We start from the raw sequence: 16,155 nt of genomic DNA on the forward strand, positions 1-16,155 counted from the left end.
GGAGCCCGCATGCAGATGATCGTCGTGATGAAGTTGACCGCGCCCAGGATCGTGCCGAAACCCGAGAACGCCAGACCCATGATCCACATGTCCGCGCCGATACCCGGCGAACGCACCGCGTCCGACAACGGGCTGTACGCGAACCAACCGAAGTCCGCCGCACCCTGCGGCGTGAGGAAACCACCCACCGCGATCAGCGACCCGAACAGGTACAGCCAGTACGCGAACATGTTCAGCCGCGGGAACGCCACATCCGGCGCACCGATCTGCAACGGCATGATCCAGTTGGTGAAACCGGCGAACAGCGGCGTCGCGAACATCAGCAGCATGATCGTGCCGTGCATCGTGAACGCCTGGTTGAACTGCTCGTTCGACATGAACTGCGTGCCGGGACGGGCCAGTTCGGCGCGCATGAAGAGCGCCATGACGCCGCCGATGCAGAAGAACGCGAACGACGTGACCAGGTAGAGCGTGCCGATGGTCTTGTGGTCCGTGGTGGTGAGCCACTTGACCACGACGTTGCCGGGCTGCTTGCGCCGCACCGGCAACTCGTTCTCGTACGAGTCTTCAGCCGCGGCGGCACCCTGAGGTTCGTTGAGGATGCTCACAGGTTGTTCGTCTCCCGGTTCTTCTCGTGGTCCGTCTGCTCGATGCCGGCCGGGACGTAACCGGTCTGACCCTTCTCGGCGAGCTCCTTGAGGTGGGCCTCGTAGCGCTCGGGAGAGACGACCTTCACGTTGAAGAGCATCCGGGAGTGGTCGACGCCGCAGAGCTCGGCGCACTTGCCCAGGAAGGTGCCCTCCTTGTTGGGGGTCACCTGGAAGGCGTTGGTGTGGCCCGGAATGACGTCCTGCTTCATGAGGAACGGCACCACCCAGAAGGAGTGGATGACGTCACGCGAAGTGAGGACGAAGCGGACCGTCTTGCCCTTGGGGAGCCAGAGGGTCGGACCGGGGTTGCCCGTCTGGGGGTTCGTCGTGCCGGGCGTGCCGACGTCGTAGACACCGCCGGCGTTGGCCGGGAACTCGGCCTTGAACCGGTCCGGGATGGCCGCCAGGTTGGGGTCCGTCTTGGCGTTCCCGGACGAACCGGGGACGTCCTCGACGTAGTTGAAGCCCCAGCTCCACTGGAAGCCGACGACGTTGACCGTCACATCGGGCTTCTCGTCGAGGCTGAGGATCTTCGACTCGTCACGAGCCGTGAAGTAGAAGAGCACCGAGACGATGATGAGCGGGACCACGGTGTACAACGCCTCGATCGGCATGTTGTACCGGGTCTGCGGAGGCACCTCGACCTTGGTGCGGCTGCGCCTGTGGTACATGGTGCTCCACAGGATCAGGCCCCATACCAGCACGCCGGTGGCGAGCGCGGCCGCCCAGGACCCCTGCCACAGGGAGAGGATCCGCGGAGCCTCTTCCGTGGTCGGAGTGGGCATACCAAGGCGGGGGAAGTCTTCCCAGTTGTACGAGCAACCGGTGGCTGTCGCCAGGACCAGGCCCGCAGTCAATGCCTGCAGCAGCTTCCGCCGCATCGGGCGCCGCGGCGAGCGGTCGGAGCCGTTGGGACTCACGTAGCGCCTTCCCGAGAGTCTCGCCCGCGCTGTTGGCTGCGGCCTTCTCGCTGGTCGGTCGCCGCCCTGCGTCGGGCAGGGGTTTGGATGTTTATGCGGACCAAACCCTACTGGACGCTTTTTGGGGTCGCGCGGGGAGGGTCCCCAACGCGCCGCCGGACACCCCGAAGGGGTGGAATGGGCGACTCCGGCCCACTTCTGACGGGCCCTAGGGCGCCCGGTCCGCACCGGGGGCGGGGAGCCGGGCGCCCCGGCCCGCCGGCCGGCACCCGGCGGGCGGCCGACCGCCCGTGGGGTCCCGCCCCGACGGAGCGTTAGCGTGGCGGGGTGTCCTACTTCGACGCCGCATCCTCCGCCCCCCTCCATCCCGTGGCCCGCCAGGCCCTGCAGGCCTCCCTGGACGAGGGCTGGGCCGATCCCGCCCGCCTCTACCGCGAGGGGCGCAGGGCCCGGCTGCTGCTGGACGCCGCGCGCGAGGCGGCCGCCGAGGCCGTGGGCTGCCGCCCCGACGAACTGGTCTTCACCTCGTCGGGCACCCGGGCCGTGCACGCGGCGACGGCGGGCGCCCTGGCAGGGCGCCGTCGCGTCGGACGCCACCTGATCGTGTCGGCGGTCGAACATTCTTCGGTACTCCATTCGGCGCAGGCGCACCTCGCCGACGGCGGAACCGTGTCCGAAGTGCCCGTTCTGCGCTCGGGCGCGGTCTCTCCCGCCGCCTACGCCGAGGCCCTGCGCCCCGACACCGCTCTCGCCTGCCTCCAGTCCGCCAACCACGAGGTGGGCACCGAGCAGCCGGTGGCCGCCGTGGCCGACGCGTGCCGCGCGGCGGGAGTGCCCCTCCTGGTGGACGCGGCCCAGTCGCTGCCCTGGGGGCCGGTGCAGGCCGGCTGGTCACTGCTGACGGGCAGCGCCCACAAATGGGGCGGGCCGGCCGGGGTGGGGCTGCTCGCCGTGCGGAAGGGAGTGCGGTACGCGCCCCAAGGCCCCACCGACGAACGGGAGTCGGGCCGTGCTCCCGGTTTCGAGAACATCCCCGGGATCGTGGCGGCCGCGGCGGCCCTGCGTGCCGTACGGGCGCAGGCCGCGGCCGAGTCTGCCCGGCTGCGGGAGCTGACGGACCTGATCCGGGCCAGGGTGCCCGAACTGGTCCCGGACGTGCAGGTGGTGGGCGACCCGGTGCACCGGCTCCCCCATCTCCTCACCTTCTCCTGTCTCCATGTCGACGGGGAGACACTGCTGCACGAGCTGGACCGTGCCGACTTCTCGGTGTCGTCCGGCTCGTCCTGCACCAGCAGCACGCTGACGCCCAGCCATGTCCTGAAGGCGATGGGCGTGCTGAGCGAGGGCAACGTCCGGGTGTCCCTGCCCCTGGGCACTCCCGCCGAGGAGGTGGACCGCTTCCTGGAGGTCCTGCCCCGTACGGTGGCGGCGGTCCGGGAGAAGCTGGGCTCGGCGGGGCCCGCCTCCCCGGTGTCCGTCCTGGGCGACGACCTGGTCGTCGACACCCTCGGCAGGCGCTGCCCGATCCCGGTGATCGAACTCGCCAAGGTGATCGACGACGTGCCGGTCGGCGGCACGGTCCGCGTCCTGTCGGACGACGAGGCGGCCCGCCTGGACATCCCGGCGTGGTGCGAGATGCGGGGCCAGGAGTACGTGGGAGAGGAGCCGGCGGACCGGGGAACGGCCTACGTGGTCCGCCGGCTCGCTCCGTAGCGCCGGACTACGGCAGGTGGCGCCGGACCTCGACGGCCGCGTCGTCCCCGTACGCCTTGGTGAACCGGTCCAGGAAGTGCGAGCGGCTCAGCTGGTACTCCTGCGTGCCCTTGGTCTCGATGACGAGGGTCGCGAGCATGCAGCCGACCTGCGCGGCGCGCTCGTGCCCGACGCCCCAGGCCAGACCGGACAGGAAGCCGGCCCGGAAGGCGTCACCGACACCCGTCGGGTCCACCTTCGCCTCCTCCTCGGGCACGCCGACCTCGATCGGGTCCACGCCGACGCCCTCGATGCGCACCCCGCGCGATCCGAGGGTCGTCACGCGGTGGCCGACCTTCGAGAGGATCTCGGCGTCGCTCCAGCCGGTCTTGGACTCGATGAGCCCCTTCTCGTACTCGTTGGAGAAGAGGTAGGTCGCCCCGTCGAGGAGCGTGCCGATCTCCTCGCCGTTCATCCGCGCGATCTGCTGCGAGAAGTCGGCGGCGAACGGGATCGAGCGGCTGCGGCACTCCTCGGTGTGGCGCAGCATCGCCTCCGGGTCGTCCGCGCCGATCAGGACGAGGTCGAGGCCGCCCACACGGTCGGCGACCGCCTTGAGCTCGATGAGGCGGGCCTCGCTCATCGCGCCGGTGTAGAAGGAGCCGATCTGGTTGTGGTCGGCGTCCGTGGTGCAGACGAAGCGCGCGGTGTGCAGGACGTCGGAGATCCGCACGGACGCGGTGTCGACGCCGTGCCGCTCCAGCCAGGCGCGGTACTCGTCGAAGTCGGAGCCGGCGGCTCCGACCAGGACGGGCGAGGAGCCGAGCTGGCCCATGCCGAAGGCGATGTTCGCGCCCACGCCGCCCCGGCGCACGTCCAGATTGTCGACCAGGAAGGAGAGGGAGACCGTGTGCAGCTGGTCCGCGACCAGCTGGTCGGCGAAGCGGCCGGGGAAGGTCATGAGGTGGTCGGTGGCGATGGAGCCGGAGACTGCGATACGCACGGCTAGGACACACTCCTGCGAGGAGGGGGATTGACAGTTCACGCTACCGGGTCCCGGCGGGCGGCGAGTGTTGACTCCACCCGACTTCGAGCAGGCAAAACTACCCGATAGTAGGGCTTTTTTCGTGAGCCTTCCGGTGCTTACGGTTCCGGTATGACGAACCTCAAGATCCATGGCGGCGCCCCGCGCGACCTCGACGGCGATCTCGCGGCACTCAGGGGCGACTGCGCCCGCATGGCCCCGCACTGGACGGCCCCCGCCCGGATCACCCCGCTCCCCGTCTCCCCGTCCCTCATCCACGGAGTGACCGTGCCGCCGAAGTCAGCCCGGCTGCTCGACGCCATGTCCGACTACGGCGACTGACGCGCGCGGGACCGCGACCGCGCGGGTTCCGCACGCGAACGGCGCCCGGCAGGGAACCGTGCGCTCCCCCGCCGCGTCCCATGGCTGTCCCCCGTAGAGGGGATGCGGGATACGACCCCGCCGCGCCCCGACCCCGGTCGTGGCGCGGGCCCCGCGGGACCGCGGGCGGCAGAAGGAGCGATGCGGTGGACACCGAGCGACCCGGCAACGACGCGGCCGAGGCCGCCGACGAGGACAGGCCGCGCCGACGGCGCTCGCCGCTGGCCGTCGTCTCGGTCGCGGCCGCGGTGCTGCTCGCCGGAGGCGGCGGCGCCTACTACGCCACGACCGCCGGCGGCGGCGGTGACGGCGGGAACGGCTCCGCCGCGCCCGGCGGCGACGGCACGCCCGAACCCCTCGTCCTGGACGGCGGCACCGGGGGCGGCACGGGTGGCACGAACGGCATCGCGCCCGGCGAGCCCGATCCGAACGGCGTGTTCTACCGGGCCGACGGCAAGCTCCCCGCCGGACCGTCCTCGGCGGCCGTACGGCACGCGAGGGGCGAGGTCACGGCGGCCGAGGTGAAGCGGCTGGCGAAGGCCCTGGGCGTGGAGGGCACGCCGAAGAAGGAGGGCGGCGCCTGGAAGGTCGGTGCCACCAAGGACGGCTTCGGGCCCGGCCTGCGGGTGTCCGGGGAGGCGCCCGGCTCCTGGACGTTCAACCGCTTCGCGCCCCGCACCGACGACTGCCGGAGCACCACGGTCTGCGAGGACAGGCCCACCGGGAAGTCCGGGGCCGACCCGGTCGGCGAGGCGCGGGCGAAGAAGGCCGCGGCCACCGTCCTGAGGGCGGTGGGCCAGGACGACGCGAAGCTCGACGCGAGCGCGCTCATCGGCTCGGTGCGCGTGGTGGACGCGCAGCCGCGGTTCGGCGGCCTGCCGACGTACGGCTGGGCGACCGGCGTCCAGATCGCCCCCGACGGCCAGGTCGTCGGCGGCAGCGGCCAGTTGAAGGCACCGGTGAAGGGGGACACGTACCCCGTCGTCGGCGCCCGCGAGGCGCTCGACCTGCTGAACCGGTCCGGCGGCGGTGGCGCACGCGGCGGGATCGGGGGCTGCGCGAGCCCCGTGCCGCTGGAGGACGGGGAGCAGTCGCCCTGCGGGGCGTCCGGGACGGCGACCGCCGCACCCCGGCCCGCGTCGGTACCCGTCGAGGGAGCCGTGTTCGGGCTGGCCGCGCACCAGGTGGACGGGCGGCAGGCGCTGGTGCCGTCGTGGCTCTTCGAGGTACGGCCCGCCGGGGCCACCGAGAACTCGGTCGTCGCGCATCCCGCCGTCGACCCGAAGTACCTGGCCGAGGCACCCGGGGGCGGCACGTCCGCGACACCCCGGCCGAGCGGGCGGGACGGGAACAAGGAGCACGACGTCCGGGTCGAGGGCTACAGCGCCGACGGCAGGGAGCTGACCGTGCGCTTCACCGGCGGGGTGTGCAGCGACTACTCCGCCTCGGCCGACGAGGGCGGCGGAACGGTGGAGGTCCGGGTGATCGCGAAGCCCTGGGAGGGCGAGGTCTGCATCCTGATGGCCAAGGTCTTCCACGAGACGATCCGGCTCGACGAACCGCTCGGCGACCGGAAGGTGGCCGGCACGGACGGCCACGCGGTGCCGGACGAGAAGGACCTGCCGGAGCCCGCCACCCCGTCCGCGCGCTGACGGGAGGACCGCCCGGCCGCGAACGCGGCACGGGCGGCGGCCGGGACCCGCGGGGGTCCACGCGGCCCACGCGGCCCAGGTGGCTCACGGCACGCGAAAGGCGGCGCCCCGTTGGAGGGGGCGCCGCCTTTCGTGCGAGCGGGTCGTCCGTGCGCGCGGCGGCCGTGGGCCTGCCGCCGCGCGGACCGGGCCGCCTAGCTGAAGGAGTCGCCGCAGGCGCAGGAGCCCGTCGCGTTCGGGTTGTCGATCGTGAAGCCCTGCTTCTCGATGGTGTCGACGAAGTCGATGGAGGCGCCGCCCAGGTACGGAGCGCTCATGCGGTCCGTGACGACCTTCACACCGCCGAAGTCCTTGACGACGTCACCGTCGAGCGAGCGCTCGTCGAAGAAGAGCTGGTACCGCAGGCCCGAGCAGCCGCCGGGCTGGACGGCGACGCGCAGCGCCAGGTCGTCGCGGCCCTCCTGCTCCAGCAGGCCCTTGACCTTGGCCGCGGCGGCGTCCGACAGGAGGATGCCGTCGCTCACGGTGGTGGTCTCGTCCGATACGGACATCTGCTTCTCTCCCGGGTTGTACGGAGACTGCTTGCCGACGGTTGCAACCGGCGGGGCCGCGGATTCATTCCGGGCCGAGCGTGTGTCTTTGGCTTCTCTCCCTTCATGCTCGCACACACGCCGGAAAGCGGAAAACGTCCTGTGGACAACCCCCGGCGGGCACCTCGTGGGCCCGGGGCGGGGTGCCGGCCGGGGCCGCGGGATTCACGTCACATGGACACTATGGCCATCGTCAAAGTGACGTGAAGCGGTTATGATAGATAGCGTCATTTCGACGAAAAGACTTGTTCCGCTTGGTCGTTCCAGTCGATCCAAGCGAGCCGCAGAAACAGAAAGGGTGCGTGTCGTGACCACCGCCCAGACCCAGGAACTCGACGTACAGCCGACGCCCCTCGCCCTGCTGCTCCTCGGCCGCGAGGCCGACCCGCGGAGCGAACGCGGCGTCGAGTGCCCCGGTGACCTGCCCTCGCCGTCCGACCCGGACCTGGTGGAGCGCGCCCGCGCGGCCAAGGAGAAGCTCGGGGACAAGGTCTTCGTCCTCGGCCACCACTACCAGCGCGACGAGGTCATCCAGTTCGCGGACGTCACGGGCGACTCCTTCAAGCTGGCCCGCGACGCAGCCGCGCGCCCCGAGGCCGAGTACATCGTCTTCTGCGGTGTGCACTTCATGGCCGAGTCGGCGGACATCCTGACCTCCGACGACCAGAAGGTGGTCCTGCCGGACCTGGCCGCCGGATGCTCGATGGCCGACATGGCCACCGCCGAGCAGGTCGCCGAGTGCTGGGACGTGCTGACCGAGGCCGGGGTGGCCGACCAGGTCGTGCCGGTGTCCTACATGAACTCGTCCGCCGACATCAAGGCGTTCACGGGCAAGCACGGCGGCACGATCTGCACGTCCTCCAACGCCCGGAAGGCGCTGGAGTGGGCGTTCGAGCAGGGCGAGAAGGTCCTGTTCCTCCCCGACCAGCACCTCGGCCGCAACACCGCGGTCCGCGACATGGGGATGACGCTGGAGGACTGCGTCCTCTACAACCCCCACAAGCCGAACGGCGGGCTCACCCCCGAGCAGCTGCGCGACGCGAAGATGATCCTGTGGCGGGGCCACTGCTCGGTCCACGGCCGCTTCAGCCTGGACTCGGTGAACGACGTGCGCGAGCGCATCCCGGGCGTCAACGTCCTCGTCCACCCCGAGTGCCGGCACGAGGTCGTCGCGGCGGCGGACCAGGTGGGTTCCACGGAGTACATCATCAAGGCCCTGGAGGCGGCCCCGGCCGGTTCGAAGTGGGCCATCGGCACGGAGCTGAACCTCGTCCGCAGGCTGGCGAACCGTTTCGCCCCCGAGGGCAAGGAGATCGTCTTCCTCGACAAGACGGTCTGCTTCTGCTCGACCATGAACCGCATCGACCTCCCGCACCTCGTCTGGACCCTGGAGTCCCTGGCCGAGGGCAAGCTGGTGAACCGCATCGAGGTGGACCGGGAGACCGAGCAGTTCGCGAAGCTGGCGCTGGAGCGGATGCTCGCCCTTCCGTAGTCCCGCAGCCCGCCCGCGGCCCCTTGCGCAAGGGGCCGCGGCCGCCGGTCACGCGTCTCTCCGCGTACGTGAATGGGGCGCCCCTCCTGGTGAGGGGCGCCCCATTCACGTACGGGACCTCGGGCGGCCGGGCAGCCGCGACGTGCGGCCCGCCTGGCCGTTCGGGACGCGGCCGCCCGGTGCCCCGGGCGGCCGCGTCCCCGTCGGTCAGACCTTCGCCGGTTCCGGGTCCCCGGAGTCGGCGTCCGCGCCGGAGGCCTGGTCCGGCACCCCGGCCTTCTTCTCCCGCTTCGCCGCCTTCTTCTTCGCCCGGCGCTCCTTGCGGAGCTCGACCATCGCGTAGAGCGTCGGCACCAGGAGCAGGGTCAGCAGCGTCGACGTGATCAGACCGCCGATCACCACCACTGCCAGCGGCTGGGCGATGAAGCCGCCCTCGCCGGTGATGCCCAGCGCCATCGGCAGCAGCGCGAAGATCGTGGCCAGCGCCGTCATCAGGATCGGGCGCAGACGGTGCCTGCCGCCCTCCACCACGGCTTCGACGATGCCGTAGCCCTGTGCGCGGTACTGGTTGATCAGGTCGATCAGCACGATCGCGTTGGTGACGACGATGCCGATGAGCATCAGCATGCCGATCATCGACGGCACGCCCATCGGCGTTCCCGTCAGCACCAGCAGCCCGATCGCGCCCGTCGCCGCGAACGGGATCGAGACGAGCAGGATCAGCGGCTGGATCAGGGACCGGAAGGTCGCGACCAGCAGCATGAAGACGATCGCGATCGCCGCCAGCATCGCGAGGCCCAGGGAGGCGAACGCGTCGTCCTGGTCCTCGGACACACCGCCGATGGCGGCCGTGGCACCGGCCGGCAGCTTCAGCGTGTCGAGCTTCGCGGTGAGGGCGGCGCTGACCGCCCCCGTGTTGTCGCCCGTCGGCTTGGCCGAGATGGTCGCGGCGCGCTGCCCGTCGATGCGGGTCATCGACACGGGGCCGTCGACCAGCTTCACCGTCGCGATGTCACCGAGCTTCACGGGCCCGAGCTTCAGGCTCCGCAGCTGGGACAGGGTCTCGGCCGGCTTCGCCGACTTGATGACCACGTTGCGCTCGGTGTCGTCCAGGATCGCCTTGCCGCTGGTGGTGCCGCGCACCGCCTGGGCCACGGCCGCGCCGAGGGTGGCGTCGTCGAATCCGGCGGCGGCCGCCTTGTCGTTGGCCTTCACCGAGATCCGCGGCACGGACTGCGCCAGGTTGCTCGTGACGTCCGTGACGTCGTCGAGTCCGGCGACCGCGTCCCGGACCTCCTCCGAGGCCTTGCGGAGCACGTCGGCGTCGGCGGCCTTCACCACGACGCTCAGGTCCTGGCTGCCGAAGCCGTCACCGGCCGCGACCGTGGTCGTACCGACTCCGGAGAGCTTGCCGAGCCCCTCCTCGATGCCGTCCTGGACGTCGTCGAACGACGCCGAGTCCGCGACAGTGACCGTGTAGGACGCCTGGTTGGTGTCCGTACCGCCGCCGAACGCGGCCAGGAAGCCGGAGGAGCCGACGGTGACCTGGTAGTCCTCGACGCCCTTGACGCCGTCGAGCATCTTCTCGATCCTCTTCGCCGAAGCGTCGGTCGCCGCCAGGCTGGTGCCGGGCTTCAACTCCTGCTTGACGGTGAGGATCTCCTGCTCGCCCTGGTCGAAGAAGTTCGTCTTCAGCAGGGGCGCCATGCCGAACGTGCCGAGCAGCACGGCCACCGCGATGAGCACACTGGTGAGCCTGCGACGGGTCGCGAAGCGCAGCACCGGCACGTAGAAGCGCTGGAGGCGGCTGCGCTCCTCCTTCTCCTCGGCCCTGCGGCGGGCCTCCTCCGGGTCGGCGCCGCGTACGTCCTTGGGGGCACGCAGGAACCAGTACGAGAGCACCGGGACGACCGTCAGCGAGACGAGCAGCGAGGCCAGCAGGGCCGCCGTGACCGTCAGCGAGAACGAGCCGAACAGCTCGCCGACCATGCCGCCGGTCAGACCGATCGGCAGGAAGACGGCGACCGTGGTGAGCGTCGAGGAGGTCACGGCGCCCGCGACCTCGCGTACGGCCTTGAGGATCGCCTCCTGGCGCTCCTCGCCGTAGCCGAGGTGCCGCTTGATGTTCTCCAGCACCACGATCGAGTCGTCGACGACCCGGCCGATGGCGATGGTCAGGGCGCCCAGGGTCAGGATGTTGAGCGACTCGTCCCGGACCCACAGCACGATCAGCGCGAGGACGACCGAGAGCGGAATGGAGACCGCGGTGACCAGCGTCGAGCGGACCGACGCCAGGAAGACCAGGATCACCAGGACCGCGAAGAGCAGACCCAGGGCGCCCTCGGTGGTGAGTCCGTTGATGGACTTGGAGACCGCCGGGCCCTGGTCGCTGACGACCGTCAGCTCGGCGCCCGAACCCAGGTCCTCGCGCAGGCCGGGAAGCTTGTCCTGGACCGCTTCCGAGACCGCGACGGCGCTGCCGTCGTGGTCCATCGTGACGGCGACGGCGAGGCTGGGGCTGCCGTTCGTGCGGGTGATGGACTGCGTCGCGGCGAGCGTCTCCTCGACGGTGGCCACGTCACCGAGGCGCACCGGCTTGCCGCCGCCGGGCCCGCCGGTGACCATCAGGTCCTCGATCTGCTCCAGCGAGGTGAAGCCGCCGCCGACCTGGACGGTGCGGTTGCTGCCGCCCTCGTCGAAGGAGCCGGCCGGGACGGTCGCGCCGCCGGCCCGGAGGGCCTGGCCGAGCGCGGCGGTGGTCAGGCGCGCCTTGGCGAGCTTCTTGTCGTCGGGCGTGACCGAGACCTCGACGTCCTGCACGCCGTCGATCGTGACCTGGCCGACGCCGTCGATGTCCTTCAGCGCGGGGACGACCGACCGGTCGAGCTGGTCCGCGAGGGCCTGCTGGTCCTTGTCGGAGGTCACGGCGAGGACCACGGTCGGGATGTCGTCGGTGGAACCCGCGACGACCTGCGGGTCCACGTCGTCGGGAAGCTGCGCGCGGGCGCGGTTCACGGCCTGCTGGACGTCGGCGACGATCCGGTCGGTGCCGTTGCCGTAGTCGAACGAGGCCATGATCAGGGCGTTGCCCTCGCTGGCCGTGGAGGTGACGCCCGTGATCCCGTCGACCGCTTCGAGCGCGTCCTCGACGGGTTCGACGACCTGCTTCTCGACCACGTCCGGGGACGCGCCCTGGTACGGCGCGAGGACCGACACCATGGGCAGTTCGATGGTCGGCAGCAGCTGCTGCTTGAGCTGCGGGATCGCGATCGCCCCGAAGGCGACGGCGATGATCGACATCAGCCCTATCAGGGCCCGTTGCGCGAGGCTGAATCTGGACAGCCAGGACATGGGTGTCGGGTCTCTCTTCTGTGGTTCGACGCTGTGGAGCGAAGGGGCGGGACGAAGCGGAATGACGGAATGGGGCCTGAGCGGCGGAACGGGCTCATGTGAGCGTTCGTGTATCACTCTGAGCCATGGGAACGGCCCCGACCGTCGCCCCCAGGTCCCGTTTCCTTATGCGGGGCATACCGCGACCGCAGTACGTACGGGTGGAGCTCACTCCACCCTCGGTCGTACCAGTCCGGACTCGTAGGCGATCACGACGAGCTGGGCCCGGTCGCGGGCCCCGAGTTTGGCCATGGCCCGGTTGACGTGGGTCTTCACGGTCAGCGGGCTGACCTCCAGGCGTTCGGCGATCTCGTCGTTCGAGTGCCCGCCGGCGACCTGGACGAGGACTTCGCGCTCACGCACGGTCAGCGCCTCCAGCCGCTCGGCGCGGGAGGGGTCCCGGTCCTCGTCGGCGCCGTCGCCCTGCGCGAGGAACCTGGCGATCAGGCCCTTGGTCGCCGCCGGTGACAGCAGAGCCTCGCCGCCCGCGGCGACCCGGATGGCGTTGAGGAGCTCGTCCGGCTCGGAGCCCTTGCCGAGGAAGCCCGAGGCACCGGCCCGCAGCGACTGCACGACGTACTCGTCGACCTCGAAGGTCGTCAGCATCACGACGCGCACGTGCGCGAGGCCCGGGTCGGCGCTGATGAGCCGGGTCGCGGCGAGACCGTCCGTACCGGGCATGCGGATGTCCATCAGGACGACGTCGGCGCGCTCCTCGCGGGCGAGGCGGACCGCCTCCGCGCCGTCCGCGGCCTCGCCGACGACCTCCATGTCGGGCTCGGAGTCGACCAGCACGCGGAACGCGCTGCGCAGCAGTGCCTGGTCGTCTGCGAGCAGGACGCGGATGGTCATGCGGGGTCCCCCGTGGATGCCTTGGGCACGGCCGCCGCGCTGCTGGGCTCGGCGGCCGTGGCCACCGCGCGACCGGAGCCGGTTGCGGCCATGGAGGCCGTGCTTCCGGTGCGGCTCTTGAGAGGCAGGATCGCATGGACCCGGAAGCCGCCTCCGTATCGGGGTCCCGCGGTGCAGGTGCCGCCGAGCGCGGAGACCCGCTCGCGCATGCCGAGGAGCCCGTGCCCGCCGTTCTCCTCCGGGCGGGCAGGGGCGTCGTCGCCCGGCCCGTCGTCCAGGACGCTGATCTCCACGTCGGTGCCCACGCGCACGACGCTGACCTCGGCCCTCGCCCCGGACCCCGCGTGCTTGCGCACGTTGGTGAGCGCCTCCTGGATGATCCGGTACGCGGCCAGGTCGACGGCGGCGGGCAGGCTGGTGCCCTGGTCGCTGCGGGCCACCTCGACGGGGAGCCCGGCGCTGCGGAAGGTGCCGGCCAGTTCGTCGAGGCGGTGCAGGCCGGGAGCCGGTTCGGTGGGGGCCTCGGGGTCGCCCGACTGCCTGAGCAGGCCGACCGTGGCACGCAGTTCGCCCAGTGCGGAGCGGCTGGCCTCGCGGACGTGCGCGAGGGCCTCCTTGGCCTGGTCCGGGCGCTTGTCCATGACGTGCGCGGCGACCCCGGCCTGCACGTTGACCAGGGCGATGTGGTGCGCGACGACGTCGTGCAGGTCGCGTGCGATGCGCAGGCGCTCCTCGGCGACGCGGCGCCTGGCCTCCTCCTCGCGGGTGCGCTCGGCGCGCTCGGCGCGCTCCCTGATGGCGTCGACGAAGGCGCGCCGGCTGCGGACCGCGTCACCCGCGGCGGCGGCCATGCCCGTCCAGGCGAAGATGCCGAGGTTCTCCTGCGCGTACCAGGGCTGGGGGCCGGCGAGCATCGCGATGCCGGTGAGGAGCGTCATGGTGAGCAGGCCGACGCGCCAGGTGGTGGGCCGGTCGGTGGTCGAGGCCACGGTGTACAGGGCCACGACGGCGGACATCGCGACGGGGGCCCTCGGGTCGCCGGTGACGGACTCGGCGACGGACAGCGCGCCCGTCACGGCGAGGACGCCCATGGGGTTGCGGCGGCGCAGGACGAGGGCCGCCGCGGCCAGCACCATCAGGACGAGGCCGCCGGCGTCCGGCGTGCGGGTTCCCCAGGTGGTGTCGCTGTGGCCGTGGGGCTCGGCGAAGGAGGCGGCGACCATGCACGCGAGGACGGCCGCCGCGAGGGCTCCGTCCACCACGAGCGGGTGGGCCCGCAGGTGGTCCCGTACGCGATCCAGTGTGCTCACGGTTGTTCACCGTACGGGGCCCGGGCGGGAGGTGGAACCGGCGGACGGCCGGCCCTCCCGTCGCGCGCCCGGCGCGGATCTTCCGAAGGGGGCGTCCGAGGGGGCCGGGGCGCCGGTGGGCGCCCGCCGGACGTGGCCCCGGCGGAGGGCCGGAGGGGTCCGGGGGCGCCGGGACTCAGCCGGGGATGAGCCCGTCGTCCTCGAGCATCTCCCGGACCTCTTCCAGGGTCGCGTCGGGCGACGGCAGGATCAGTCCGGAGGGTTCGAGCGAGTCGTCCGGGAGCGGGACGCCGAGGCTGCGCACCGCGTCGAGGAGCGCTCCCAGCGTGCGCCGGAAGCCCTCCTCGTCGCCGGACCGCATCTCCGTGAGGAGTTCGTCGTCCAGCTTGTTCAGTCCGGCGAGGTGGCCGTCGTCCAGCCTCACCTGTCCCTCCCCCATGATCCGTACGATCATGACGCCCTCCTAGGCGTGGGACTACTGCTTGTCGAAGCGCGGAGTGTCCTGCGGCTGCGTGGTCCGGGGCTCGTCCTTGGAGCCCTCGATCGCCTGCTGGGAGGAACCGCCGGCCAGTTCGGCCTTCATCCTCTGGAGCTCCAGCTCGACGTCCGTACCGCCGGACAGCCGGTCCAGCTCGCTCTGGATGTCGTCCTTCGCCAGTCCCGAGTGGTCGTCGAGCGCACCCGAGGCGAGCAGTTCGTCGATGGCACCGGCACGGGCCTGGAGCTGCGCGGTCTTGTCCTCGGCCCGCTGGATGGCCATGCCGACGTCGCCCATCTCCTCGGAGATGCCGGAGAAGGCCTCGCCGATCCGGGTCTGCGCCTGGGCGGCCGTGTACGTGGCCTTGATCGTCTCCTTCTTCGTGCGGAAGGCGTCGACCTTGGCCTGGAGGCGCTGGGCGGCGAGGGTCAGCTTCTCCTCCTCGCCCTGGAGGGTCTGGTGCTGCGTCTCCAGGTCGGTGACCTGCTGCTGGAGGGCGGCCCGGCGGGACAACGCCTCCCGGGCCAGGTCCTCACGGCCGAGCGCGAGCGCCTTGCGGCCCTGGTCCTCCAGCTTGGAGGACTGGCCCTGGAGCTGGTTCAGCTGCAGTTCCAGGCGCTTGCGGGAGGTCGCCACGTCGGCGACACCCCGGCGGACCTTCTGCAGCAGTTCGAGCTGCTTCTGGTACGAGTAGTCGAGGGTTTCGCGCGGGTCCTCGGCCCGGTCAAGGGCCTTGTTCGCCTTCGCGCGGAAGATCATTCCCATACGCTTCATGACACCGCTCATGGGCTTCGCGCGCCCCCTTCTGACGGACTCCAGCTCCAGGTACTGCAACAGAACCCACAGTACGGGCCCTGCATCCATTACCGCACTGTTCGGGGACGGATGCGCTCATCCCCAAGGACGACTGCGAACGGCCCCGCTCCGGCGTAGGGAGTAGATGACTCCCGGGGTTCGTCCCGGGGTCGACCGGGGAACCACGGGCCGGATCCCTCTTTTCGGCTCCTCCGTGCCCCTACAGACGAGCGGTGTTGCCGGATCGTTCCCACCTCGGCAGCCGTCCATGCCTCCGCACCCATTACCCTTGGGTTTTGTGTTCCGTAGCCGTGCCAAGGAAGAGAAGGCCCGCGCCGACAAGGCGCCGGTGACCGACTCCACTCAGACCCGCCACCCGCAGGCCCCCAAGGGTCGGCCCACGCCCAAGCGGAGTGAGGCCCAGTCCCAGCGCCGCAGCGTGGCCAATACGCCGACGACGCGCAAGGAGGCCGCCAAGCGGCAGCGCGACGAACGCCGTGGCCAGATGGAGAGGCAGCGCCAGGCCCTGGCCAGTGGTGACGAGCGCTATCTGCCCGCCAGGGACAAGGGCCCGGTGCGGCGGCTCGCGCGCGACTTCGTCGACTCGCGGTTCTGCATCGCCGAGTTCTTCCTGCCGCTGGCCGTGATCATCCTCGTCCTGAGCATGGTCCGGATTCCCAGGCTCCAGAACATCGCGCTGCTGCTGTGGCTCTTCGTGATCGTGCTGATCGTGGTCGACTCGATCGGCATCGCGATCCGCCTGCGGAAGCAGATCGGCATCCGTTACCCCGACGAGCCCAGGCGCGGCGCGGTCGCGTACGCCCTGATGCGCAGCCTCCAGTTGCGTCGCCTCCGGCTGCCGAAGCCGCAGGTGAAGCGCGGAGAGCGGCCCTGAGCGCGGCGTCCTTCTCGGGGGGTGCGGCGGATGC

14 protein-coding genes are annotated in these 16,155 nt (G+C 71.3%); 5 read left to right on the plus strand and 9 right to left on the minus strand.

The genetic code is table 11. The features are described from left to right. Both IE265_RS18060 and ctaC read right to left on the minus strand, forming a co-directional pair. Positions 1-608, minus strand: a 608-nt coding sequence (locus IE265_RS18060) for a cytochrome c oxidase subunit I (RefSeq protein WP_190036631.1), incomplete at its 3' end; no start/stop codon positions are given. After that, positions 605-1,570: an aa3-type cytochrome oxidase subunit II gene (gene ctaC, locus IE265_RS18065; RefSeq protein ID WP_190036632.1), complete on the minus strand. Its 966-nt coding sequence runs from the start codon at positions 1,568-1,570 to the stop codon at positions 605-607. The genes IE265_RS18060 and ctaC, both read right to left, overlap by 4 nt. Before the next feature lie 327 nt (positions 1,571-1,897). Here ctaC and IE265_RS18070 point away from each other — a divergent pair, with 327 nt between their 5' ends. Further along, the gene (locus IE265_RS18070; RefSeq protein ID WP_190036633.1) at positions 1,898-3,283 is read left to right on the plus strand and encodes a cysteine desulfurase/sulfurtransferase TusA family protein; all 1,386 of its coding nucleotides are present in this window, start codon (positions 1,898-1,900) and stop codon (positions 3,281-3,283) included. Between the two features lie 7 nt (positions 3,284-3,290). Here the strand turns inward: IE265_RS18070 and IE265_RS18075 are convergent, their stop codons facing one another. After that, on the minus strand, positions 3,291-4,265 hold the full coding sequence (locus IE265_RS18075; protein ID WP_190036634.1) for a carbohydrate kinase family protein: 975 nt from the start codon (positions 4,263-4,265) through the stop codon (positions 3,291-3,293). Between the two features lie 153 nt (positions 4,266-4,418). Between IE265_RS18075 and IE265_RS18080 the strand changes: the two genes are divergently transcribed. Beyond that, positions 4,419-4,628: a hypothetical protein gene (locus tag IE265_RS18080; protein WP_190036635.1), complete on the plus strand. Its 210-nt coding sequence runs from the start codon at positions 4,419-4,421 to the stop codon at positions 4,626-4,628. A gap of 185 nt (positions 4,629-4,813) precedes the next feature. Next, entirely contained in the window at positions 4,814-6,319 is a 1,506-nt protein-coding gene (locus tag IE265_RS18085; protein ID WP_229916260.1) for a hypothetical protein, read from the plus strand. A 194-nt stretch (positions 6,320-6,513) separates the two neighbouring features. On the opposite strand, the gene IE265_RS18090 is transcribed toward IE265_RS18085, so the two are convergent. Continuing rightward, the gene (locus IE265_RS18090; protein WP_107018256.1) at positions 6,514-6,870 is read right to left on the minus strand and encodes a HesB/IscA family protein; all 357 of its coding nucleotides are present in this window, start codon (positions 6,868-6,870) and stop codon (positions 6,514-6,516) included. A 346-nt stretch (positions 6,871-7,216) separates the two neighbouring features. Between IE265_RS18090 and nadA the strand changes: the two genes are divergently transcribed. After that, on the plus strand, positions 7,217-8,401 hold the full coding sequence (nadA, locus tag IE265_RS18095; protein WP_190036636.1) for a quinolinate synthase NadA: 1,185 nt from the start codon (positions 7,217-7,219) through the stop codon (positions 8,399-8,401). A 207-nt stretch (positions 8,402-8,608) separates the two neighbouring features. Here nadA and IE265_RS18100 read toward each other — a convergent pair whose 3' ends face one another. From IE265_RS18100 to IE265_RS18120, 5 genes are all read right to left on the minus strand, one after another. Next, on the minus strand, positions 8,609-11,752 hold the full coding sequence (locus tag IE265_RS18100) for an efflux RND transporter permease subunit (RefSeq protein ID WP_190036637.1): 3,144 nt from the start codon (positions 11,750-11,752) through the stop codon (positions 8,609-8,611). Between the two features lie 207 nt (positions 11,753-11,959). After that, the gene (locus tag IE265_RS18105; protein ID WP_190036638.1) at positions 11,960-12,643 is read right to left on the minus strand and encodes a response regulator transcription factor; all 684 of its coding nucleotides are present in this window, start codon (positions 12,641-12,643) and stop codon (positions 11,960-11,962) included. After that, a complete protein-coding gene (locus tag IE265_RS18110) occupies positions 12,640-13,953 on the minus strand; it encodes a sensor histidine kinase (protein ID WP_190036639.1) in 1,314 nt (437 codons plus the stop codon). Before IE265_RS18110 ends, IE265_RS18105 begins: the two co-directional genes overlap by 4 nt. A 175-nt stretch (positions 13,954-14,128) precedes the next feature. Continuing rightward, entirely contained in the window at positions 14,129-14,407 is a 279-nt protein-coding gene (gene pspAA, locus IE265_RS18115) for a PspA-associated protein PspAA (protein ID WP_190036640.1), read from the minus strand. A gap of 21 nt (positions 14,408-14,428) precedes the next feature. Then, positions 14,429-15,217: a PspA/IM30 family protein gene (locus IE265_RS18120; protein WP_190036789.1), complete on the minus strand. Its 789-nt coding sequence runs from the start codon at positions 15,215-15,217 to the stop codon at positions 14,429-14,431. Between the two features lie 277 nt (positions 15,218-15,494). Here IE265_RS18120 and IE265_RS18125 point away from each other — a divergent pair, with 277 nt between their 5' ends. Further along, positions 15,495-16,121: a DUF3043 domain-containing protein gene (locus IE265_RS18125; RefSeq protein WP_190036641.1), complete on the plus strand. Its 627-nt coding sequence runs from the start codon at positions 15,495-15,497 to the stop codon at positions 16,119-16,121. Positions 16,122-16,155 lie beyond the last annotated feature (34 nt).

Origin of the sequence: Streptomyces fructofermentans, assembly GCF_014651055.1 — a bacterium.
GTDB lineage: Bacteria > Actinomycetota > Actinomycetes > Streptomycetales > Streptomycetaceae > Streptomyces > Streptomyces fructofermentans.